We start from the raw sequence: 22263 nt of genomic DNA on the forward strand, positions 1-22263 counted from the left end.
GAGCACCTTGGCTGGGGCGGTCCTCACCGGCCGCCGCCACCCGTCGTGCCCCAAGCAGTGAAGAGAGTCCCATGCCGATCCACCTGGTGCCCCAGCCCGTCCACACCGTGCCCGCCCAGGGCCAGTCCGGAGCCGACTCGCTGGGCGGGGACGCGTACGCGTACGGGCAGGTCGTGGACGACGAGCCGGCCACCCCGCGGTTCGCCGGCCTGCGCCTGGTGCACGCCGCGCTGCGCCGGGACCTCGCCCGGCTGCCCAACGCGCTGCGGCTGCTCCAGCCCGACGAGGACGACAAGGGCGAGGCGCTGCTGCGGCACTGGAACTTCATCACCGCCATGCTCACCTGCCACCACGAGCAGCAGGACACCCGGCTCTGGCCGATCGTGCGCCGCTTCGCGCCCGAGCTGCGGCTGCTGCTCAACTGGCTGGAGGACGACCACCACAACCTGGACCACTCCTTCACCCGGGTCACCACGCTGGTGCGGATAGCGAGCCGGGACACCGGCAGCGCCTGGCCGGTCGCGTACGCGATGGAGGACCTGGCGGCCCGGCTGGAGACCCACCTGCGGATCGAGGAGCGGCAGCTGCTGCCCCGGATGGAGCGGGTGGTCGCCGACGGCTCCCGGCTCGGCGGGCTGGGCGAGCTGCTGGACCTGCTGCGGCTGGCCGACGGCCCGGGCGTCGCGGACGCGCTGGCCTGGCTGCTGGAGGGCGTGGAGCCCGCGCTGGTCGAACGGCTGCTGGCCGAGTGCGACGACGACGTGGCCCGCAACTGGCCGCACTGGCACGCGACCTACCAGCGCTGCACCTCGCCGCTGTGGGGGCCGGTGGACGGTCCGGTCGGCGGTGCCGGCACGGGCACCGGCACCGGCACGGGCGCCGGCTTTGGCCTCGGCCCCGGCTTCGGCGGGCTGGGGAGCGTCGCCGACTGACCCCGGGGCCTCTTCTCGGGCCGTTGATCTACGCGCGTGGCATGGGCCTCCGGTACGGGCCTCCGGCATATGCCTGACGGCTCTCGAGGGCTGGCTGATATTCCAACTCTCCGTATTTCAAGGGGGATTGGGCCTATCGGCATCGGGTGCCGGCCGTCCTGCCCGCCGCTCCGGCCGCTTACTCCGGCAGGCGGTTGAGCCACTCCAGCGGTGCGACCCGGATCGCCGTGTGCGGCGAGCCGTCCCACTCCGCCGTCAGCCCGACGGCCTCCAGCGCGGCGACCACCGTCCGCCCGACCTCCGCCGTCCGGCGCTCCGAGACCTCGGTCGTCTCCTCCCCGGCGCGGAACCCGCCGTAGCGCAGCATCAGCCCCCGGCCGGCGGCCGCCGCCTCGGTGTCCTGCTGGTGGAAGAAGACGAAGCCGACCGAGCCCTCCCCGGCCTCGCCGCCGATCTCCGCGTAGCCGCAGCCCGCGCAGCAGGTGAAGTCCATCGCCGCGACGATGCCCTGGTCCTCCAGCGCGTCGAAGGCGTCCGCCAGCCGGTCCACGTCGGTGGTCTCCGGCCAGGCCGCCTGCTCGGCCAGCCGCGCGGCCCACAGCGGAGCGACGATCCGCTCCGCCTCCTCCTGCGTCAGCCCCTGGTCGTCGAGGTCCTCGACCAGGGACTCGGCTATCTCGTCCGGCTCCTGGAAGCCGCACCGGATCAACTCGCTTGCCCGCTCCTGTACTTCGCGCAGCACGTCGGGGGTGAGAACCGTCTCCTCGGTCATGCCCGCATCCTCGCACCCGCCACTGACACCGACGGCCGGGCGCGGGGGCGGGGACCGGCGCTTCGCCGCGGGCCGCCGTCCTGCTACCGTCCCGCCGGTGACCTCCCTGCTGCAACCACCGCTGCTCACCCGGCTGCTGGCCGCCGAGCGCATCCTGATCGCCGGAGCCGGCGGCGGGTTCGACGTGTACGCCGGGCTGCCGATCGCCCTCGCCCTGCGGGCCGCGGGAAAGGAGGTGCACCTGGCCAACCTCTCCTTCTCCCACCTCTACGGCCTGCCGCTCGACGTCTGGGCGGAGTCCGACGTGGCCCGGATCGGACCGGACACCGCCGCCCCCGAGGGCTACTTCCCGGAGCGCACCCTGGCCCGCTGGCTGAACCGGCACGGCATGCCCGACACCGTGTGGGCCTTCCCGTCGGTGGGTGTGCAGCCGCTGCGCGAGGCCTACCGCGCGCTGGTCGGCCGCCTGGGCGTGGACGCGGTCCTGCTGGTGGACGGCGGCACCGACATCCTGATGCGCGGCGACGAGGCCGGACTCGGCACCCCGGAGGAGGACATGGCGAGCCTGGGCGCGGTGGCCGGCCTGGACGAGGTGCCCGAGCGGCTGGTCGCCTGCCTCGGCTTCGGCATCGACGCCCACCACGGCGTCAACCACTCCCTGGTGCTGGAGAACCTCGCCGCGATCGACCGGGCCGGCGGCTACCTCGGCGCCTTCTCCGTCCCGCGCGACAGCCGGGAGGGGGTGCTCTACCTGGACGCCGTCGAGCACGCCCGGGCCGCCTTCCCGGAACACCCCAGCATCGTCAACGGCTCGGTGGCGGCGGCGCTGCGCGGCGAGTTCGGCGACGTCCGTTTCACCGAGCGGACCAAGGGCGAGCAGCTCTTCATCAATCCGCTGATGACGCTCTACTTCGGCGTCACGGTCGAGGCGCTGGCCGCCGAGCACCGGTACCTGGACCGGCTGGAGAACACCGTGGTGACCCGCCAGATCGCCACCGTCATCGCGGAGTTCCAGGACGAGCTGCCGCGTCAGCGGCCGCCCCGGCAGTTCCCGCACTGACCCGGGGCGCCTGGGCGGGCGGGGCCGGGGGTGGGCCGGTCAGAGCGGGGCGAGCCGGAACTCCAGGTTCCCGAACCGCACCTGGTCGCCGGGCCGGACCCGGACGCCGCCCGCTATCCGGCGCCCGTTCACATGGGTGCCGTTGGTCGAGCCGAGGTCGTACAGCATCCAGCCGTCCGGCTCGTGCCGCAGTTCGGCGTGGTTCCGGGACACCGAGGGGTCGTGCAGCCGCAGCCCCGAGCCGGGGAGCCGGCCGATCGTCAACTTCCCGGCCCCGGACTGCGGCAGGCTCAGCCCCGGCAGCCGCTCGGTGCGCCAGGCCTTGCCCAGCCGGTCGCCGAAGGCGGAGATCCGCCCGACCGTCCGCAGCACGAACCGCTCGACCGGCCCGCCGGTCGGCAGTCCGGCCACCGCCGCGTCCAACTCGCCGCGGCTGGTGGCCCGGAGGACGATGTCCATCCGGCCGAGGAAGGTGTCGTGCGAGAGCCGCCCGCTGCCCGCGCCGTCCCGCAGCACCCCGAGCGCCTCCTCCCGCTCGGCGTCGGAGGGCCGGACCGCGCCGGTCGGCCCGGCCGTGCCGGCGGGGAGCTCAGGAGGCGTCATGGCCACATTGTCCGCGCGGCCGATTCCGGCTGTCCAGATCACGCCGGGCGCGGGCGCGGGGTTCGTACGTCACGGCAGTCCAGACGCCCTTTCCGGCCGGGCGGTTCCGCGCGTTTCCGGTGTGCCGTACGGGCCGTTCCGGGACGCCGTACCGACGGCCCCCGGCCGCCGTCCGGGCCGTCCCCGGCTGTCGTCCGGGCCGTCAGGCCTTGCGGGCGGCGGCCAGGATCTTCTCCGTGGTGTGCAGGAACCGGGAGGTGACCGCGCCCCGGTAGGCCTTGCCGAACATCTCCTTGGTGACCCACTTGCCGTCCCGGAGGTGGACCACCACGTAGGCGGCCCCCGGACCGGCGCCGACCACCTCGACGTCGCCCTTCGGCGAGCGGTGGGGGAGGGCGAGTTCGGCGGGCAGCGGCTCGGAGAGGAAGGCGATGACCAGCCGGACGTCCGGCGTCACCTCGACGCCCCGGAACGGCTCGGCGGCCAGCAGGTCGGCCACCTCGTCCACCGTCCGCAGCAGCACCGGCACCGGGTACCCGAGCGCCTGCTCCAGGTGCTCCTCGATCCGCCCGGTCAGCGCGGCGCGGTCCGGCTCGGCGGTGGTGAAGAAGACGTTGCCGCTCTGGATGTAGGAGCGGACGTTCCCCAGCCCGAGCTCGGCGAAGAGCGCCCGCAGCCGCTCCATCCGCACCGTCCGGCCGCCGACGTTGATGGCCCGCAGGAAGGCGATGTACGTGGTCGTGGTGGTCACCCGGCCAGTCTGGCACCGGCCACCGACAGCGGCCCGGCGCTCCCGGCCCGCCGCCCCCGACCGGCCCGCCGCCCCTTCCCCGCATCCGCCCGACCGCCCCTGCCCGTCCGGTTGTCCGCGTCCGGCAGTTGTCGGTGCCGGGTGCCAGACTGGCGCCATGGCTACCTGGCAGGATTTCGAGCACGAGGCCCCCGACCTGGCGCCCCTGGTCCGGGCCCGGTTCGAGGCGAACAAGCACCACGTCCTGGCGACGCTGCGCAAGGACGGATCGCCCCGGGTGAGCGGGACGGAGGTCGAATTCGTCGGCGCCGACCTGTGGATCGGGTCGATGTACGGCGCGGTCAAGGCGCGTGAGCTCCAGCGCGACGCCCGCTTCGCGCTGCACGCGCACCCGGGGGACGAGACCATGGCCGGCGGGGACTCCAAGGTCTCGGGTCGGGCGGTGGAGGTCACCGACGAGACCGAACTCGCCGCCTTCGCCGCCGATCTGCCCGAGCCGCCGCCCACCCCGTTCCACGCCTTCCGGCTGGAGCTCGACCAGGTGGTGCACACTGCCCTGGAGGGCGACCACCTGCTCGTCTTCAACTGGCACCCCGGCCGGCCGGTGGAGCGGATCCAGATCCACTGACCGGCCGACCCGGCCGACCCGGATGAGTCGGCCGGGTGGGCCGGGTGGGCCGGGTTGGGCGCAACCGCCCTACGGCAGAACGGACTTGAGGGCGTCCGGGGTGCGGGCCACGACGGCGTGCCCGTCGTCCGCGGTGATGATCGGGCGCTGGATCAGGATCGGGTGCTCGGCCATCGCCGCGATCCAGCGGTCGCGCGAACCCTCCTCCCGGGGCCAGCCCTTCATCCCCAGGTCCTTCGCGGCCTGCTCGTCGGTGCGGGTGATGTCCCACGGCTCCAGGCCCAGGCGCTCCAGCACCCGCACCAGCTCGGCCGCGGTCGGCGGATCCTCCAGGTAGCGCCGCACGGTGTACTCGACCCCGGCGCCGTCCAGCTCGCCGAGCGCGGTCCGGCACTTGCCGCACCGGGGGTTGATCCAGATCTCCATGCCGGCCACCCTACCGAGCCGCCCGCGTCCGCCCCGGCAGCCGCCGCGCGCGATGTCGCCCCTGCCCCGGCGCGCGCTGTCCTCCCGGTCCGCCGCGCGCGATCCGTTCCGTACGGGAACTCCGCCCCGCCCACCGGTGGTTGACCGGTCAGGAAGTGTGAGCTCGGGAGGGGAGCACCGGATGGACGGCGCGGCGATCATCGAACAGCTGATGACCACGGAGGTCAGGACCGATCCGTACCCGCTGTACGCGAGGGCCCGCGAGCTGGGCCCGGTGGCCCCGGCCGGGGACGGCATGTTCGTGGTGACCGGCTACGCGGCGGTCAACAAGGTGCTGCGCACGCCCGCCTTCGGCGTCGCGACCGCCGAGATGATGGCCGGCTTGGCCCCCGAGTACGCCGTGCACTCCTCGCTCGCGCTGCTCGGCCGCTCGATCCTCCAGCGCAACGCCCCCGACCAGCCGCGGGTCCGCTCGCTGATCGCCTCGGTGTTCACCGCCCGCCGGGTCGCCGCGCTGCGCCCGGCCGTGGAGGCGGCGGTCGACCGGCTGCTGGACGGGATGGCCGAGCAGGGCGCCGACGGTTCGCCGGTGGACTTCATGGACGCCTTCGCCTTCCGGCTGCCGGTCGGGGTGATCTGCGAGCTGCTCGGCGTCCCCGAGCAGGACCGCTACCGCTTCCGCGGCCTCGCCTCCGACCTGACCATCGCGCTGGAGATCATCCAGGACCTGGACGAGCTGGCCGCCGCCGACGAGGCCGCCGACGAGCTGGCCGGCTACTTCACCGAGCTGGCCGCCGAGCGCCTGGCCCGCCCGCAGGACGACCTGGTCACCGACCTGGCCCGGATCGCCGCCGCCGACGACGAGCGGCTCTCCGCCCGGGAGCTGCTGGCCAACCTGGTGCTGCTGCTGGTGGCCGGCTTCGAGACCACCACCAACCTGCTCGGCAACGGCCTGGCCCTGCTGTTCCGCCACCCCGAGGCGGCCGCCGGGCTGCGCAGCGGCGCGATCACCCCGGCCGGGTTCACCGACGAGGTGCTGCGGTTCGACTCCCCGGTCCAGGCCACCGGGCGGGTCGCGCTGGAGTCGGGCCTGGCCGTCGAGGGCCTGCCGATCCCGCCCGGCAGCGGGCTGACCCTGCTGATCGGCTCGGCCAACCACGACCCGGACCGCTACGAGCGTCCCGAGGTGTTCGACCCGACCCGCACCGACAGCCAGCCGCTCAGCTTCGGCGGCGGCACCCACTTCTGCCTGGGCTCCCAGCTGGCCCGGATGGAGGCCGAGGTCGCGGTGCCCGCCCTGCTCGACCGCTTCCCCCGGCTCGCCCCGGGCGGCGTCCCGACCCGGCGCGACCGCCTGGTGCTGCGCGGCTACGAGACGCTGCCGGTGACCGTCCGCTGACGCTCCGCTCCCGGGGGCCGGGGATTTGGCTCCTCCGGCCCCGGGGGCCGGGACGTTCGGCCATTCGTGGCAGGGCCGTCCGTGGGAGAGCATGGAGGGACCAAACCGGCCAATCCGGGCGGATCGCCCGGAGCGGCCGCCTGCCAGGAGGTCCCGCCGTGCGCACAGCACCCCGCCCGCCGCGTCCCGCGGCGCTGGAGCCCAAGGCGCCGCGGTGGGTGCCCTGGCTGCCGGTGCTCCTGCTGGTGCTGGACCTGGTCGCCGAGGCCGTCGTCCCGGACGCCGTCGCCGCCGGCTTCCTGCTGACCGCGCTGCCCGTGGTGGCCGCGTTCAGCTACGGCCCGGTGCTGACCGCCGTCACCACGGCCGGCTCCCTGGGCCTCCAGCTCGTCCTGGCGCTGCGCGCGGACCACGTCGACGAGCAGCACCACGTCTGGGTCTACATCGCCACCCTGCTCTCCGGCGTCATGGGCACCGCCCTGTCCTGGCAGCGCACCCGGCAGAACCGCAACCTGCTCCAGGCCCGTACGGTCGCCGAGACCCTGCAGCGCACCGTGCTGCGCCCGGTGCCCGAGCGGGCCGGCGGGCTGCGGGTGGCCGGCCTCTACCGCCCGGCCCAGGCCGACGTCCTGGTCGGCGGCGACCTGTACGAGGTGTGCGACACCCGCTTCGGCGTGCGGGTGCTGCTCGGCGACGTCCGGGGCAAGGGCCTGGCCGCGGTCCGCACCGTCGCCGACGTCCTCGGCGCGTTCCGGGCGGCCGCGTACGACACCCCCGGGCTGGTCGACCTCGCCGACCAGCTGGACCGCGCGGTGCTGCGCGACGCCGCCGACCGCGGCGACGACGAACTGTTCGCCACCGCCGTCCTGCTCCAGTACCGGCCCGGCTCGGACTGCGTGGAGATCGTCAACCGCGGCCACACCACCCCGCTGCTCCTCGGCGGCGGGGGCATATCCCCGGTGTCCTGCGCCGACGAGCTCCCGCTCGGCCTCGGCCACCTCGGCCCCGCCGACGAGCGCAGCAAGGCGATCGCCGTCGCGCTGCCCCCGGGCCACACCGTCCTGCTCTACACCGACGGCGTCAGCGAGGCCCGCGACACCACCGGCGCCTTCTATCCGCTGGCCCCCCGCCTCGCCGCCCTCGGCACCACCGCCCCCGACCGCGTGGTCTCCTTCCTGGCCCAGGACGTCCACCGCTACGCCGGCCTCCTCGCCGACGACCTCGCCGTCCTCGCCCTCACCCCGGACACCCCGTAGCCCCGTCCCACTCCCAGAGGTTCGCGAACAGCTCCGCCTGCTCCCGGGCGTCGTCCAGCGCGTGGTGCGTATGGGGCAGGTCCGGCAGCAGCCCCGGCGGCATCGACCGCTTCCCGATCCCGGCGAACGGCACCCCGGCCCGCGCCGCGTACAGCGTCTTCAGGTCCAGGCAGCCGGAGTGCCCGAACGGGCTGGAGCCGGTGAACCGCACCAGGTACCAGTAGAGGAACTGCCAGTCGTACACGGCGGGGTAGCCCACCATCACCGGCCGGTACCGCTGCCCGCCCGGCCCGCCCCACACCCCCTCCACCCAGCGGCCGAACTCCCGCATCGCCGCCGCCGGATCGGCCCCGTCCGCCTCCAGCGCCGCCCGCTCCAGCCCCGACACCGCCAGCGCCTCCGGGACGTACTCCGCGCTGATCGGCCGCAGCTCCCGGTAGAACGCCGCCCCGCCCGCCCCCGCCCGCCGGAACCCCTCCCCGTCGTGCCACCCGGCCACCACCGCCCCGAAGCTCACCATCGAGTACGGCCCCGGGATCGGCCCGTCCGCCTCCACGTCCACCGACACGTACACCGTCGGCGTCACCTTCACCCTGCGTCCCATCCCCCCATCCAACCCACCCCCGCAACCCCGTTTCCCACCCACCGGCCGCCCCCTCACAACCGAAAGGGACCGGCGCCGCCCGGCACCGGTCCCTGTTCCGCACCCGAGGGCCGACGAGGGTCCTACAGGTCGTAGTAGAGCTCGAACTCGTGGGGGTGGGGGCGGAGGGCGATCGGGGCGATCTCGTTGGTGCGCTTGTAGTCGATCCAGGTCTCGATGAGGTCCGGGGTGAAGACGTTGCCGGCGAGGAGGTACTCGTGGTCGGCTTCGAGGGCCTCCAGGACGGCGGGGAGGGAGGAGGGGACCTGGGGGACGTTGGCGTGCTCCTCGGGGGCCAGCTCGTAGAGGTCCTTGTCGACGGGCTCCAGCGGCTCGATCTTGTTGCGGATGCCGTCGAGGCCGGCCATCAGCATGGCGGCGAAGGCCAGGTAGGGGTTGGAGGCCGGGTCCGGGGCGCGGAACTCGATGCGCTTGGCCTTGGCGTTGGAGCCGGTGATCGGGATGCGGATCGCGGCGGAGCGGTTGCGCTGCGAGTAGACCAGGTTGACCGGTGCCTCGAAGCCCGGCACCAGGCGGTGGTAGGAGTTCACCGAGGGGTTGGTGAAGGCCAGCAGCGAGGGGGCGTGCCGCAGCAGGCCGCCGATGTAGTAGCGGGCGGTGTCGGAGAGTCCGGCGTAGCCCTGCTCGTCGTAGAAGAGCGGCGAGCCCTCGGTCCACAGGGACTGGTGGACGTGCATGCCGGAGCCGTTGTCGCCGAAGATCGGCTTCGGCATGAAGGTGGCGGTCTTGCCGTTCCGCCAGGCGACGTTCTTGATGATGTACTTGAACAGCATCAGGTCGTCGGCGGCGTGCAGCAGGGTGTTGAACTTGTAGTTGATCTCGGCCTGGCCGGCGGTGCCGACCTCGTGGTGCTGGCGCTCGACCTCCAGTCCGGCCTTGGCGAGCTCCAGCGACATCTCGGCGCGCAGGTCGGCGAAGTGGTCGACCGGCGGCACGGGGAAGTAGCCGCCCTTGTACTTGACCTTGTAGCCGCGCACGTCGCCCTCGGCGGCGCCGCTGTTCCAGGCGCCGGCCTCCGAGTCGATGTGGTAGAAGGACGCGTTGGCGCTGGTCTCGAAGCGGACCGAGTCGAAGACGTAGAACTCGGCCTCGGGCCCGAAGTACGCGGTGTCGGCGATGCCGGAGGAGGCCAGGTAGGCCTCGGCCTTCCTGGCGACGTTGCGCGGGTCGCGGCTGTAGGCCTCGCCGGTGACCGGGTCCTGGATGAAGAAGTTGATGTTGAGGTGCTTCTCGGCCCGGAAGGGGTCGAGGCGGGCGGTGGCGAGGTCCGGCACCAGGGCCATGTCGGACTCGTGGATGGCCTGGAAGCCGCGGATCGACGAGCCGTCGAACATCAGGATCTCGGACGGGTCGAAGGTCGCCGCAGGTACGGAGAAGTGCTGCAAGACGCCCGGCAGGTCGCAGAACCGGACGTCGACGAACTTCACGTCGTTGTCCTGGATGTACTGCTTCACTTCGGCGGCGTTGTTGAACATCCATCCTCCTCGGCGTGCGAATTGGGCTCACCATAGGAATGGGTCGTTTCCAGCCGGTGACCCGCTCGTTTCCTAGATGTTAACCACGGTCGCCTCGCGGGCGGCAAAGATGTACGGGACGGTACAAATCGCCCCGCCCAGCTGCGCACCCTTCCGCAAGTGGTCTGGACCATTTGGAAAGGCGCCGGGATGACGATTCACCCGGTCGGGGGTGATGCCCCGGCCGGAGGGGAGCCGGTGGCGGTGCGACCCGTCAGCCCGGTTAGTGTGGATTCGTGGACACCAGAGAAGCGTTGGGATCGTGGATCGACGGCCCCCGGGCGGCCGCCGAGAAGATGGGCGCCGACTTCGGCCACCGCGGCGAGCGCCTCGGGCTGCCCAAGGAGGGCCCCGGCTCGATCGCTGGCCCCGGCCGCCGGATCGGCGCGCTGTTCGTGGACGGCTGGCTCGTCGCCCTGATCTCGTACGGGCTGATCGCCCGCGGCGACCAGGCCGAGGCCAACCTGTGGACCAGCCCGCTGTACTTCCTCGTCGCGGCCCTGATGCTGTCCACCACCGGCACGACGGTCGGCAAGCGGCTGTTCGGCCTCCGGGTGGTCCGGCTGGACGGCCGCCGCGCGACCATCCCGCAGGTCCTGCTGCGCACCCTGCTGCTCTGCCTGGTGGTGCCGCCGCTGGTCTGGGACCGCGACACCCGCGGCCTGCACGACAAGGCGGTCGGCACGGTCGAGGTCCGGATCTAGCACGGTCCGGACAAGCCCGGCAGCAGATGCCGGACGACGCCGAAACGGCCCCGCTGAGGATTCAGCGGGGCCGTTCTCGTGTCGTGAGGGGCGGGGGAGGGGTCAGCGGGCCTGGCCGCCCTTGGGCATCCGGGCGCCCTTCGGCATCGGACCCTTGGGGATCGGCGCCTTGGAGAGCAGGTCGCCCAGCGCGCGCAGGCGGTCGTTGGTCTCGGTGACCTGGGCGGCGGTGATGGCGCGGGGCAGGCGCATCAGGTGGATCTGGAGCTTCTTCAGCGGGATCTCGCCCTCGCCGTTGCCCACCACGATGTCGTGCACCGGCACGTCGCCGACCACACGGGCCATCTTCTTCTTCTCGGAGGCCAGCAGCTGGCGGACCCGGTTCGGGTTGCCCTCGCCGATCAGCGCGATGCCGGCCCGGCCCACGGCGCGGTAGACCGCGTCCTGGCTACGGGTGACCGCGACCGGGGTGCTGTTGGAGCTCCAGCCGCGCCGGATGTTGTTCAGCACCGCCGCGACGGCGCCCGGCTGCCCCTCCATCTGCCCGAACGCGGCGCGCTCGGCCCGGCGCCCGAAGACGATCGCCATGGCCAGCACGGCCACGATGAAGCCCAGGATGCCCAGGTAGACGGGATGCTCGATCGCGAAGCCGATGGCGAGGAACACGCCGAAGGTCAGCAGGCCGACGCCGGCGATGATCAGGCCGATCTTGGTGTCGACCTTCTTGGTCATGGTGTACGCCAGACGGATCTGCTTCAGCCGTCCGGGGTTCTCGGATGTTTCCCTCGCCATAACGCTCATGGTACGTGGCACGGGTACGGGATATCCAAGCCCGGGTACCCGTTCGCCCCAACCGTGACCCGTGCGCCGGTGCACCGTCGCGCACAGCGACGCCGGGGGCTCACTTCCGTGGCGTGGAACGGGTCCGTGGCGCGGGACGGCCCGGGGGCGTGGAGAGGGGCTGCGGCGTGGTCCGGGCGGCCTCCGCGTCGTCGTGCCGGCGGTCCGCCGCGTACCGGCGGTTCTCGCACACCGCCGCCCACGCGTTGCGGCGCGCGTGCTGTTGGCCGGGGGCCAGCAGGACGCTCTCGGCGTACCGCAGTGCCACTCCGACCGATCGGATCCGCATCCGCATGCCGAACAGCTCCTCTCCGGGCTGATGGGGGCCGAGCCGGCCGAGCCGGGTGAGACGGCCGTGGTGGCCGTGGTGACCGAGCCGGCCGTGGTGGCCGAGGTGGCCGAGAAGAATCGAACGCTCACCAGGCGTCCAGCGTCCCCACCCCGTGTTACCAGCCCGTGACCAGGCCGTCAAAGCGTGGTGAAACCGAAAGGGCGGAGCCGAAGCTCCGCCCTTTCCCTGGCTTGAACAGCACGGCCGGACCGAACGGTCCGACCGGCCCGATCGGACCGTTCCGGTCAGGAGACCGTCAGACCGCGGCCTGCTCGCGCCGCTCCAGCGCCTGCCGGTACAGCCGGCCGGCCCGGTACGAGGACCGCACCAGCGGGCCCGACATGACGCCCGCGAAGCCCAGCTCCTCGGCCTCCTGCTGGAGCTCGACGAACTCCTGCGGCTTCACCCAACGCTCCACCGGGTGGTGGCGCAGCGAGGGGCGCAGGTACTGGGTGATGGTGATCAGCTCGCAGCCGGCGCCGACCAGGTCGGCCAGCGCCTGGCTGACCTCCTCGCGGGTCTCGCCCATGCCGAGGATCAGGTTGGACTTGGTCACCAGCCCGGCCGCGCGGGCCTGGGTGATGACGTCCAGCGAGCGCTCGTAGCGGAAGGCCGGGCGGATCCGCTTGAAGATCCGCGGCACCGTCTCGACGTTGTGCGCGAGCACCTCGGGGCGGGAGGAGAAGACCTCGGCCAGCTGCTCGGGCACCGCGTTGAAGTCGGGGATGAGCAGCTCGACGCCGGTGCGGCCGGCCGCGCGGTCGGCGGTCATCGCGTGCACCTGGCGCACGGTCTCGGCGTACAGCCAGGCGCCGCCGTCCTCCAGGTCGTCGCGGGCGACGCCGGTGATGGTGGCGTAGTTGAGGTCCATGGTGACGATGGACTCGGCGACCCGGCGCGGCTCGTCGCGGTCGAACTCGGCGGGCTTGCCGGTGTCGATCTGACAGAAGTCGCAGCGGCGGGTGCACTGGTCACCGCCGATGAGGAAGGTCGCCTCGCGGTCCTCCCAGCACTCGAAGATGTTGGGGCAGCCGGCCTCCTGGCAGACCGTGTGCAGCCCCTCCTTCTTCACCAGCGACTGGAGGGCGTTGTACTCCGGGCCCATCTTCGCGCGGGTCTTGATCCACTCGGGCTTCCGCTCGATGGGGGTCTCGCTGTTGCGGACCTCCAGGCGGAGCAGCTTCCTGCCGTCGGGCGCGACAGCGGACACGTGCGACTCCTAGAACTAGACGGGGTACCCCCAGGGTACGCCTGTGGTTGTACGGCCTTCGTCGGGCCTGTTGCCCTGCAATCGCAGGGCAACATGGCTACCGGTCGGTAGATTCCCAGCGGTCGCCGGGATTTCCGACGGCCGTCAGGACAGCGGGGCGGACGGCTGCCGGGGCGGACGGCCGTCAGGGCACATCAGGTTGGGTGTCCGGCGGTGCGCCGGAGCCGGGCGGCGGGGCTCAGCGGCTGAGCGCCGGCTCCGGCAGCTCGGCGAGGACGGCCGCCAGGTGCCGCTCGACCACCGGTGCCGCCTCGGCGGCGGACAGCCCGCGCCGCAGCTCGCCGGTGAGCGAGGCGACGCCCGCGTCCCGGATGCCGCACGGCACGATCTTGTCGAACCAGGTCATGTCCGGGTCGCAGTTGAGCGCGAAGCCGTGCATGGTGACCCCGCGGGCGACCCGCACGCCGATCGCGGCGAGCTTGCGGTCGTCCCCGCGCTGGCCGGCGTTGGAGGGCGCGTACTCGGGGCCGGCCAGGCGCGGGTCGATGCCGAGCGGCAGGCCCATCCGCAGGGTCAGCTTGCCGATGTCCACGACCTGCGCCGGGTCCACCACGGCGTCCGGGATGGACTCGCCCAGCACCCAGACCCCGCTGCGGCCCTCGACCCGGGTGGAGTCGATGCCGAACTCGCCGGCGGTGCGGATCAGCGCCTCCTCCAGCCGGCGGACGTAGGCGATGACGTCGATCGGGTCGGGCAGCTTGACGATCGGGTAGCCGACCAGCTGGCCGGGGCCGTGCCAGGTGATCTCCCCGCCGCGGTTGACCTCGACCACCGGGGTGCCGTCCAGCGGCAGGTCGGCGGGGTTGGTGCGCTTGCCCATGGTGTACACCGACTGGTGCTCCAGGAGCAGGACGGTGTCGGGGATCTCGTCCGCGACCCGCAGCGTGTGCAGCCGCTGCTGCTCCTCCCAGGCCTCCTGGTAGGGCACGGTCCGCTCACCTATGCCCATGCGAACAAAACGCACGTTCTCGCTCACCGCTGCCGCTCCTTGCCAGGCGTTCGAGACCAACCTCGCCACTGTACGCCCAGCCCGTCCGAACCCCTTCAGCCGCCTGCGGGCAGCGGCCCCGGCGTGAGCAGCCGCCCCGCCCAGCCGCCCCGCCCCCGCTCAGCCCCCCGCGAGCAGCTGCAGCCGCAGCGCGAGCTGGAGCTCCAGCGACCGCTCCGGCTGGTTCCAGTCCCGCCCGAGCAGCGCCTCGACCCGGTCCAGCCGCTGGACCACGGTGTTCACGTGGACGTGCAGCTCGTCCTTGGCCCTGGTCAGGCTGCCGCCGCAGTCGAAGTAGGCGCGCAGGGTGCGGACCAGCTCGGTGCCGCGCCGGGCGTCGTAGGCCAGCAGCGGGCCGAGCGTCGCGCCGACGAAGCCGTCCACGTCGTGGCCGTCGCCGAGCAGCACGCCGAGGAAGCCGAGCGCCCGGGCGGAGGCGCCCTCCCCGGCCCGGCCGAGCACCCGCAGGGCCCGGAGGCAGCGCAGGCCCTCGCCGTAGGAGGCGGCCAGCGCGGACGGCCCGGCGGCCGGGCGGCCCGCGCCGACGGTGACCGGGAACCCGGCCAGCCGGGCCAGCCGTTCGGCGGCCTGCCGGGCGGTCTCCTCGGGATCGCCGGCGCCGACCGCGCCGCCGCTGCCGCCGCTGCCGCCGCTGCCGCTCTCGACGGGCGTCAGCAGCACCACCGTCTCGGCGTGCTCGGCGCTGACGCCCCGGGAGCCGAACAGGTAGCGCCGGGCCGCGCCGGCCAGCCGTCCGCGCTCGTCGGTCTTCCCGTCGGCCGGCTCCGCGACCAGCACCAGGTGCGGCCGGGCGAGGTCGACGCCGAGCCGGCGGCCGCGGGCGGTGAGCCCGGCCGGGTCGCGCTCGGGGGCGGTCAGCAGGTCGGTGAGCAGGTCGCCGCGGATCCGGTTCTCGGTCTCGGCGACCGAGCGGCGCAGCAGCAGGAGCAGGGCGGTGACCACGCTGGCCCGCTCGAACAGTCGCCGGTCGGCGTCGTCGAGGTCGGGGCGGCCGCGCAGCACCATGGTGCCGAGCGCGTCGTGCCCGGCCAGCACCGCGCAGACCCACTGCTCGCGGTGGCGTACGGACCGGCCCTCGGCGCGGGAGGCGGCGACCGCCTCGGCGAGTTCGGCGGCGGGGGCGGAGCGTCCGGCCAGCGGCTCGCCCTCGGCGTCCAGGACCGCTATCTCCCCGCCCAGCAGGGCGGCGACGGCGGCGGCGACGTCCGGTACCTCGGCGCCGCGCAGCACCAGGTCGGTGAGCCGGTCGTGGGCCTGCTCGGCGCGCTGGACAGCGGCGGAGTGGGCCCGGACCAGCTCGTTGGCGGCGTTCAGCTCGGCGAGCGCGGCCCGGGTGTCGGCCAGCGACTTGGCGGTGTCCAGGGCGATCGCGGCGTGCGCGGCCAGCGAGCAGAGCAGCGCGACCTCGTCGGGGGAGAAGGCGCGCGGCGAGCGGTCGGCGGCGAACAGGACGCCGATGACCTGCCCGCCGAGCAGCAGCGGCACCCCGATGATCGCCACCAGGCCCTCGTCCAGCACGCCCGCGTCGATCGTGCCGGTGTGGTGGAAGCGCTCGTCGGTGCGGTAGTCGGGGGTGGCGTACGGGCGGGCGGTCTGGGCGACCAGCCCGCCCAGGCCGTGGCCGAGGCTGAGCCGCAGGGTCTGGAACAGGACGGAGACCGAGCCGTCGGTGACCCGCATGTAGGTGTCGCCGGCGGCCTCGTCCGGCAGGGTCAGGTAGGCGGTGTCGGTGCCGAGCAGCATCCGGGCCCGGCGGACGATCGCCTGGAGCACGGTGTCCAGGTCCCGGGAGGCGGCGAGGTCCCCGGCGGTGTCGAACAGGGCGGTCAACTCGGCTTCGCGGCGCCGGTGTTGACGCAGGGTGCGGTGGACCCGCAGGGCCTGCCAGGTGGCGTCGTCGATCTCGGCGAGGACGGCGGCCGGCGCCCCGCGGCGGCGGGCGTCGGCCAGCACGTCGGCGAAGTCCTCGGTGGCGGCGCCGGAGGCGAGCAGGTCGAGCAGTCGCCGCAGCGCGGGCGCGGCGCTTTCCTGAGGGTGGTTCATGGTGCGTGCTGCCAATCGGCGTCGGTTCCGTCGGTTCCGAGAAAGCGCGATCGTACCGGCTCGGCCCTCAGACGACGGCGGGCCTTCCGGCCGCGGCGGCGTCCGGCTCCGGGCCGTCCTGGCCGGCCTGCCCCTCGACCTCCGCGAGGTCCAGGCCCCTGGTCTCCCGGCCGCAGAGCACCGCCAGGACGGTGACCGCCGCCGCGATGGCGACGTACACCGCGATGGGGGTGGCGCTGCCGTAGTCCTTGAGCAGTGCGGTGGCGATCAGCGGCGCCGGGGCGCCGGCCGCCACGGAGGAGAACTGGGCCCCGATCGAGGCGCCCGAGTACCGCATTCGGGTCGCGAACAGCTCGGAGAAGAAGGCGGCCTGGGGCGCGTACATGGCGCTGTGGAAGAGCAGTCCGACGGTCACGGCGGCGAGCAGCGAGCCGAAGGACCTCGTGTCGACCAGGCCGAAGAAGACGAAGGCCCAGGCGCCCACCCCGACCGCGCCCACCAGGTAGACCGGCCTGCGCCCGACCCGGTCGGACAGCGCGCCGAACAGCGGGATCAGCGCGAACTGGATCGCGGAGGCGATCAGCACGGCGTTCAGCGCGGTCTGCTTGGAGAAGTGGGCGTGGTTGACGGCGTACACGAGCACGAACGTCGTCATCACGTAATAGGAGATGTTCTCCGCCATCCGCGCGCCCATGGCCACCAGCACCTCCCGCCAGTGGTTCCGCAACACCTCGACCAGCGGCGGCCGTTCGGGAGCCCTCCGGGACTGCTGCGCCGCCAGCGCCTGCTTGAACAGCGGCGACTCGTCCACCGCGAGCCGGATCCACATCCCGACCGCGACCAGCACCGCCGACAGCAGGAACGGCACCCGCCAGCCCCAGGCCAGGAACGCCGCGTCCGACTGCACCGCCGTCATCAGCGACAGCACCCCGGCCGCCAGCAGGTTCCCGGCCGGCGCCCCGCCCTGCGGCCAGGACGCCCAGAAGCCCCGCCGCCGCTGGTCCCCGTGCTCCGACACCAGCAGCACCGCGCCGCCCCACTCGCCGCCGAGCGCGAAGCCCTGCACCAGCCGCAGCACCGTCAGCAGCACCGGCGCCGCGACCCCGATCGAGTCGTAGGTCGGCAGCAGCCCGATCGCCGTGGTCGACCCGCCCATCAGCAGCAGGCTCACCACCAGCAGTTTCTTCCGCCCCACCCGGTCCCCGAAGTGCCCGAACACCAGCGCCCCGAGCGGCCGCGCCGCGAAGCCGATCGCGTAGGTCAGGAAGGACAGCAGCGTCCCGGTCAGCGGATCGCTGTGCGGGAAGAACAGCTTCCCGAACACCAGGGCCGCCGCCGTTCCGTACAGGAAGTAGTCGTACCACTCGATCGTCGTGCCGATCAGGCTCGCAGCCACCACTCTCGGGAGTGAACTGCTCGCCGCCGTACCTCGTGCGGAGGTGCTCATGGCCACCACTTCCAGAACCAGGGGGGAGACGATGTCGCCACAAGGTAGGAAGCGGCCGACCCCGGGACTATGTGGGCGGCCCACACAGTCCCGGGGTCGAATGTGCCCGCTCTCCCTATGAGAGGGATGGCCGGACCACGGAGCGCCCGCCGCTCAGTGCGCCGTCCAGCCGCCGTCGACGGGGAGGCTGGCGCCGGTGATGTAGGAGGAGGCGGGGGAGCAGAGCCAGAGGGCGAGCTGGGCGACCTCGTCGGGTTCGATGAGGCGCTTCACGGCGGTGCGGTCGAGCATGATCCGCTCGACCACCTCGTCCTCGGGGATGCCGTGGGCGAGTGCCTGGGCGGCGATCTGCTTCTCCACCAGGGGGGTCCGGACGTAGCCCGGGTTGACGCAGTTGCTGGTGACGCCGTACGGCGCGCCCTCCAGGGCGACGGTCTTGCTCAGGCCCTCCAGCGCGTGCTTCGCGGTGACGTACGCGGACTTGAACGCGCTGGCGCGCAGGCCGTGGACGGAGGAGATGTTGACGACCCGGCCCCACCCCTGCTCGTACATGTGCGGCAGGGTGCGGCGCAGGATGCGGAAGGGGGCCTCGACCATGACGCGCTGGATGAGGGTGAAGCGGTCGGGCGGGAACTCGTGCACGGGGGCGACGTGCTGGAGGCCCGCGTTGTTGACGACGATGTCGGCGTCGTCCGGGAGGGCGTCCACGGCCCCGGGGTCGGCGAGGTCGGTGACGATCGCGCGGCCGCCGATCCGCTCGGCGAGCTCCTCGGCCGGGCCGGCCGCGAGGTCGACGACGTAGACCCGGGCGCCGGCCCCGGCGAAGGCCTCGGCGCAGGCCCGGCCGATGCCCGAGGCGGCCCCGGTGACCATGGCCGTGCGCCCGGCGAGCGGGCGGGCAGTAGAGGTGTCCATGGCCCAGAACGGTAGGAATCCGGCGGCCCCGCTCCCATGTGGCGGACCGCCACAGCATCCCGCCAGGTTGTGGCGTCGTCCGCCATGACGGCGACCCGCGGCCCGAACGGCGGATCGACCCTCGGAGAGGTCCTCGGGGAGGCCCCCGGAACCACCGACGGTTCGGCTACGGAAGACCAAACCCCTCCCGGCTCCGCTTCCCCACAATGGGCGCGGTTGCTTCACCCGTTCGGTGGATTGCTCGGTCAGATCCACCCATAGCGCCCGAATGCTCGCTACATTCACGCCGATTCCCGACAGGGGGCGCCGCCCCAGGCCGCCGAAGTGCTGGTGAGGCCCGGTGCGACGTCCGAGAGGTGTTGACAGACATGCCCCAACGGCCTGCAACCGACAGCCCGGCGTACGGACCGCTCGACCCGCTCGGCCAGCACCGAGGTCCGGTCGGCCGGACCCTTCCGGACGCCCCCGACGCCCTGACCGCCGACGCCATGACCGCCGACACGCTGACGGCCGACGCCATGACCGCCGACGCGTCGACCACCGACACGTTGACCGCCGACGCCCCGGACGCCGACGACCTGCGGCTGCCGGTGCAGGCCACACCCGACCGGCACGAGAACCCCGTCGCGCCCGCCCCGGCCCGCGGCGCCGGCCACTCCGGCCCGGCCCCGCAGAACGGCCAGCTCGCGGCGCTGATCGAGGAGGCCGGCTTCTCGCACGCGGGCCTGGCCCGCCGGGTCGACCAGCTCGGCCTGGAGCACGGCCTCGACCTGCGCTACGACAAGACCTCGGTCACCCGCTGGCTGCGCGGCCAGCAGCCGCGCGGGGCCACCCCGGCGCTGATCGCCGAGGTCTTCACCCGTCGGCTCGGCCGTCGCCTCACCGCCCAGGACCTCGGCCTGGACGCCTGCGCCCCGGTCTACGCGGGCCTGGAGTTCGCCGAGACGCCGCAGGAGGCGGTGGACATCGTGGCGAGCATGTGGCGCAAGGACAACGGCCCGCAGTCCGAGCTGCGCCGGATCGCCTTCACCCCGGCCGGCCTGGTCGTCCCCAGCCGGGACTGGCTGATCGGCCGCACCGACGAGCGGGTCGCCCGGGACGGCTCCACCCTGGCCCGGCCGGACACCGCCACCGGTCCACCTTCCGGCAGCGCCACCTCCGCGGCCATCACCGGCGCCCCGGTGCCGGGTGCGCCCGGCGCGTCCCCCGGGAGCCCGTTGCGCGGCCCGGCCCCCGGCGTCCCCGGGGCCCCCACCGCGCGCAGTACCGCCGGGACGACCGGCACCGCCCCCACCATCGGCCGGGTGCCGATCCAGAGCCGCCGGCCGCCGGTCGCCGTCGAGCCGCCGTACACCGACCCGGCCCGCGAGTCCCGCCCCACCCTGCGGGTCGGCCGCGGCGACATCGCCGCCATCCGCGCCGTCGGCGACCTCTTCCGCGCGCTCGACCACGCCTACGGCGGCGGCCACGCCCGCCAGGCGCTGGTCCGCTACCTGGAGAGCGAGGCCGAGCCGATGCTGCGCGGCCGCTACGGCGAGCAGATCGGCCGGGCCCTGTTCGGCGCCGTCGCCGACCTCACCAGGCTGGCCGGCTGGACGTCCTTCGACATCGCCGCGCACGGCCTCGCCCAGCGCTACTTCGTCCAGGCGCTGCGCCTCTCCCAGGCCGCCGGGGACCGCGCGCTCGGCGGCTACGTGCTGGTGACGATGAGCCAGCAGGCCGTCCACCTCGGCCACGGCCGGGAGGCGGTCCAGCTCGCCAGGGTCGCCCAGCAGGGCGTGGGCACCGCCGTGCCGCCGGTCGTCCAGTCGCTGATGCACGCCGCCGAGGCGCGCGGGCACGGCCTGCTGGGCGACGTCCGGTCCTGCACCACCGCCCTGGTGCGCGCCGAGCGCGCCCTGGCGGCGGCCCGGACGGGCGACGAACTGCCCTCCTGGGCGCGGTACTTCGACGAGGCCCAGCTCTCCGACGAGTTCGCCCACTGCTACCGCGACCTCCAGCAGTGGCGGACGGCCGCGCAGCACGCCGAGAAGTCGCTGCGGCTGCGCTCGCCCGCCTACGCCCGCAGCCGGATCTTCTGCCGCCTGGTGCTGGCCACCGCCCGGCTCGGCATGGGGGACCTCGACGAGGCGTGCACCATGGCCACCGACGCGCTGCGGGCGGCGGGGGAGATGCGCTCGGCCCGCTCGCTGGAGTACGTCCGGGACTTCCACCGCCGCCTCACCCCCTACCGCGGCAGCCCGGTGGCCCGCGCCTTCGAGGAGACGGCCCGGCAGGCGGGAGTGATCTGAGCGCGGAGGTGAACTGACCGACGGAGTGCGTGGGGACGGGCCTCACGCACCCGGCGTACGGAGGCCCGGGCCTACCAGCTCTCGGCCCGGACCCTCGGCTGATCCGCGTCGGCCGCCACCGGCGGCCGCGCGCCGCCGCGCACCCGCTGCGCCGCCAGCGGGAACACCAGCACCGACAGCATCCCGGCGCCGACCAGCGCCGCCGCGGTGGAGGACGGCAGGTGCCCGGCGTCCACCTCGATGGTGGTGATCACCACGACCAGCGGCAGCGCCGTCGCCCCGTACAGCGCGAGCGCCGCGCGGTCGCGCAGGCCGAGCCCGGCCGGGGCGAGCAGCGCGGCGGGCAGCCCCCGCACGGCCAGGAAGAGCAGCAGGAACACCGGGACCAGCAGCAGCGTGCCCGGGTCGTCCAGCAGGGCGTCCAGGTCGAAGTTCATCCCGCTGACCACGAAGAACACCGGCACCAGGAAGCCGAAGCCGATGCCCTCCAGCTTGGCCTCGATCACCTCCTCCTCGGCCTGCCGGACGCCGGCCAGCAGCAGCCGGGAGACGATCCCGGCGACGAAGGCCCCGAGCAGCATGTCGAGGTCCAGCCAGAGCGCGGCGGCGACCATGGCGGCCAGCACCAGGATCACCGCGCGGATCGCGAACTGCCCGGAGGTGTGCAGGGTCCGTTCGATCAGCCGGGTGGTCCAGGCCGGGCGGGGCCGGCGCGCGCCGAACACGGCGAGCACGGTGATCACCGCGAAGGCCCCGAGGATGACCGCCGTGCGGGCCGGGGAGTTGCCGCTGAGCAGGGCGGCGATCGCGATGATCGGCCCGAACTCGCCGACCGCCCCGGTGGCCATCACCAGGGAGCCGAAGGGCGTGGGCAGTTCACCGGAGTCGCGGAGGATGGGCAGGATGGTGCCGAGCGCCGTGGTGGTGAGCACCAGCCCGGCGAAGGCGCCGTCCAGCGGGTCCCGGTTGACCAGCGCGCCCACGCCGAGCCCGACGGCCACCGAGACCAGCCACGCGGTGCCCGCCCGTTTCAGCGGGCCGCCGCGCAGCTTGGCGAAGTCGATCTCGTAGCCGGCCAGGAACATCAGCATGGCCAGGCCGAACTGGGAGAGCGCGTCGACCAGGCCGTCGACGTGCGCCCAGCCCAGGACGTCCGGGCCGATCAGGACGCCGAGCACGATCTCGAACACGACGGTCGGGACGGCGATCCACCGCAGCAGCCGGTCGGCGAGCAGCGGGGCGGCCACGGCTGCGGCGGGGATCAGGATCAGGGTCAGCGGCTGGGCGGCGGCGCTCACCGCGCAACCGGCCGAACGGTCGAAACCATCCGATGAACGGTCAGAGCAGGCACCCCGGCATCCTGGCACGCCGTCGGTCTGTCACCCCGGCAGACCGCTGGTGTGTCCCG

21 protein-coding genes are annotated in these 22263 nt (G+C 73.7%); 7 read left to right on the forward strand and 14 right to left on the reverse strand.

The genetic code is table 11. The annotated features are described in order from the left end of the window. Positions 1 to 71: 71 nt before the first annotated feature. Positions 72 to 932 (forward strand): hemerythrin domain-containing protein, encoded by an 861-nt coding sequence (locus ACLWS4_RS04475; protein WP_416873416.1) that lies wholly within the window; start codon positions 72 to 74, stop codon positions 930 to 932. A 178-nt stretch (positions 933 to 1110) separates the two neighbouring features. On the opposite strand, the gene ACLWS4_RS04480 is transcribed toward ACLWS4_RS04475, so the two are convergent. Next, a complete protein-coding gene (locus tag ACLWS4_RS04480; protein WP_074000866.1) occupies positions 1111 to 1704 on the reverse strand; it encodes a DUF6891 domain-containing protein in 594 nt (197 codons plus the stop codon). A gap of 97 nt (positions 1705 to 1801) precedes the next feature. On the opposite strand from ACLWS4_RS04480, the gene ACLWS4_RS04485 reads away from it, so the two are divergent. Continuing rightward, entirely contained in the window at positions 1802 to 2764 is a 963-nt protein-coding gene (locus ACLWS4_RS04485) for a DUF1152 domain-containing protein (RefSeq protein ID WP_074000867.1), read from the forward strand. A gap of 39 nt (positions 2765 to 2803) precedes the next feature. Here the strand turns inward: ACLWS4_RS04485 and ACLWS4_RS04490 are convergent, their stop codons facing one another. Continuing rightward, a complete protein-coding gene (locus ACLWS4_RS04490) occupies positions 2804 to 3367 on the reverse strand; it encodes an FHA domain-containing protein (RefSeq protein WP_416873417.1) in 564 nt (187 codons plus the stop codon). Between the two features lie 202 nt (positions 3368 to 3569). Further along, entirely contained in the window at positions 3570 to 4118 is a 549-nt protein-coding gene (locus tag ACLWS4_RS04495; protein ID WP_416873418.1) for a DUF1697 domain-containing protein, read from the reverse strand. A 157-nt stretch (positions 4119 to 4275) separates the two neighbouring features. On the opposite strand from ACLWS4_RS04495, the gene ACLWS4_RS04500 reads away from it, so the two are divergent. Beyond that, positions 4276 to 4746, forward strand: a complete 471-nt coding sequence (locus ACLWS4_RS04500; protein ID WP_074000870.1) for a pyridoxamine 5'-phosphate oxidase family protein — start codon at positions 4276 to 4278, stop codon at positions 4744 to 4746. 69 nt (positions 4747 to 4815) lie between these two features. Here the strand turns inward: ACLWS4_RS04500 and ACLWS4_RS04505 are convergent, their stop codons facing one another. Next, entirely contained in the window at positions 4816 to 5172 is a 357-nt protein-coding gene (locus ACLWS4_RS04505) for an arsenate reductase family protein (protein WP_049650761.1), read from the reverse strand. A 181-nt stretch (positions 5173 to 5353) separates the two neighbouring features. On the opposite strand from ACLWS4_RS04505, the gene ACLWS4_RS04510 reads away from it, so the two are divergent. After that, positions 5354 to 6571 carry a cytochrome P450 gene (locus tag ACLWS4_RS04510; protein ID WP_416873419.1) on the forward strand — a complete coding sequence of 406 codons (1218 nt, stop codon included), beginning with the start codon at positions 5354 to 5356 and terminating at the stop codon, positions 6569 to 6571. A 158-nt stretch (positions 6572 to 6729) separates the two neighbouring features. Then, a complete protein-coding gene (locus tag ACLWS4_RS04515; RefSeq protein WP_159028402.1) occupies positions 6730 to 7827 on the forward strand; it encodes a PP2C family protein-serine/threonine phosphatase in 1098 nt (365 codons plus the stop codon). On the opposite strand, the gene ACLWS4_RS04520 is transcribed toward ACLWS4_RS04515, so the two are convergent. After that, positions 7808 to 8431 carry an exonuclease gene (locus ACLWS4_RS04520; RefSeq protein ID WP_416873420.1) on the reverse strand — a complete coding sequence of 208 codons (624 nt, stop codon included), beginning with the start codon at positions 8429 to 8431 and terminating at the stop codon, positions 7808 to 7810. The two genes, ACLWS4_RS04515 and ACLWS4_RS04520, sit on opposite strands and share 20 nt — an antisense overlap. A 122-nt stretch (positions 8432 to 8553) precedes the next feature. Continuing rightward, complete coding sequence (gene glnA / locus ACLWS4_RS04525) at positions 8554 to 9966, reverse strand: type I glutamate--ammonia ligase (RefSeq protein ID WP_049656821.1); 1413 nt, start codon at positions 9964 to 9966, stop codon at positions 8554 to 8556. A 275-nt stretch (positions 9967 to 10241) separates the two neighbouring features. On the opposite strand from glnA, the gene ACLWS4_RS04530 reads away from it, so the two are divergent. Beyond that, positions 10242 to 10709 carry an RDD family protein gene (locus tag ACLWS4_RS04530; RefSeq protein ID WP_074000874.1) on the forward strand — a complete coding sequence of 156 codons (468 nt, stop codon included), beginning with the start codon at positions 10242 to 10244 and terminating at the stop codon, positions 10707 to 10709. 102 nt (positions 10710 to 10811) lie between these two features. Here ACLWS4_RS04530 and ACLWS4_RS04535 read toward each other — a convergent pair whose 3' ends face one another. From ACLWS4_RS04535 to ACLWS4_RS04565, 7 genes are all read right to left on the reverse strand, one after another. Then, entirely contained in the window at positions 10812 to 11501 is a 690-nt protein-coding gene (locus tag ACLWS4_RS04535; RefSeq protein WP_049656816.1) for a DUF4191 domain-containing protein, read from the reverse strand. Positions 11502 to 11610: 109 nt separating this feature from the next. Continuing rightward, positions 11611 to 11844 (reverse strand): hypothetical protein, encoded by a 234-nt coding sequence (locus ACLWS4_RS04540; protein WP_074000875.1) that lies wholly within the window; start codon positions 11842 to 11844, stop codon positions 11611 to 11613. Between the two features lie 292 nt (positions 11845 to 12136). Then, on the reverse strand, positions 12137 to 13090 hold the full coding sequence (gene lipA, locus ACLWS4_RS04545; protein ID WP_049656812.1) for a lipoyl synthase: 954 nt from the start codon (positions 13088 to 13090) through the stop codon (positions 12137 to 12139). 238 nt (positions 13091 to 13328) lie between these two features. Beyond that, complete coding sequence (lipB, locus tag ACLWS4_RS04550; RefSeq protein ID WP_416873550.1) at positions 13329 to 14099, reverse strand: lipoyl(octanoyl) transferase LipB; 771 nt, start codon at positions 14097 to 14099, stop codon at positions 13329 to 13331. A 159-nt stretch (positions 14100 to 14258) separates the two neighbouring features. Beyond that, a complete protein-coding gene (locus tag ACLWS4_RS04555; RefSeq protein ID WP_416873421.1) occupies positions 14259 to 16202 on the reverse strand; it encodes a helix-turn-helix domain-containing protein in 1944 nt (647 codons plus the stop codon). Positions 16203 to 16269: 67 nt separating this feature from the next. After that, complete coding sequence (locus tag ACLWS4_RS04560) at positions 16270 to 17649, reverse strand: MFS transporter (RefSeq protein WP_416873422.1); 1380 nt, start codon at positions 17647 to 17649, stop codon at positions 16270 to 16272. A gap of 153 nt (positions 17650 to 17802) precedes the next feature. Next, positions 17803 to 18564 carry a 3-hydroxybutyrate dehydrogenase gene (locus ACLWS4_RS04565; protein WP_049659106.1) on the reverse strand — a complete coding sequence of 254 codons (762 nt, stop codon included), beginning with the start codon at positions 18562 to 18564 and terminating at the stop codon, positions 17803 to 17805. A 368-nt stretch (positions 18565 to 18932) separates the two neighbouring features. Here ACLWS4_RS04565 and ACLWS4_RS04570 point away from each other — a divergent pair, with 368 nt between their 5' ends. Further along, positions 18933 to 20855, forward strand: a complete 1923-nt coding sequence (locus ACLWS4_RS04570; protein ID WP_388043694.1) for a regulator — start codon at positions 18933 to 18935, stop codon at positions 20853 to 20855. Between the two features lie 71 nt (positions 20856 to 20926). Here ACLWS4_RS04570 and ACLWS4_RS04575 read toward each other — a convergent pair whose 3' ends face one another. Next, a complete protein-coding gene (locus ACLWS4_RS04575) occupies positions 20927 to 22153 on the reverse strand; it encodes a cation:proton antiporter (RefSeq protein ID WP_416873423.1) in 1227 nt (408 codons plus the stop codon). Between the last annotated feature and the right edge of the window lie 110 nt (positions 22154 to 22263).

It is taken from the genome of Kitasatospora sp. SC0581 (assembly GCF_048159585.1).
Lineage (GTDB): Bacteria > Actinomycetota > Actinomycetes > Streptomycetales > Streptomycetaceae > Kitasatospora.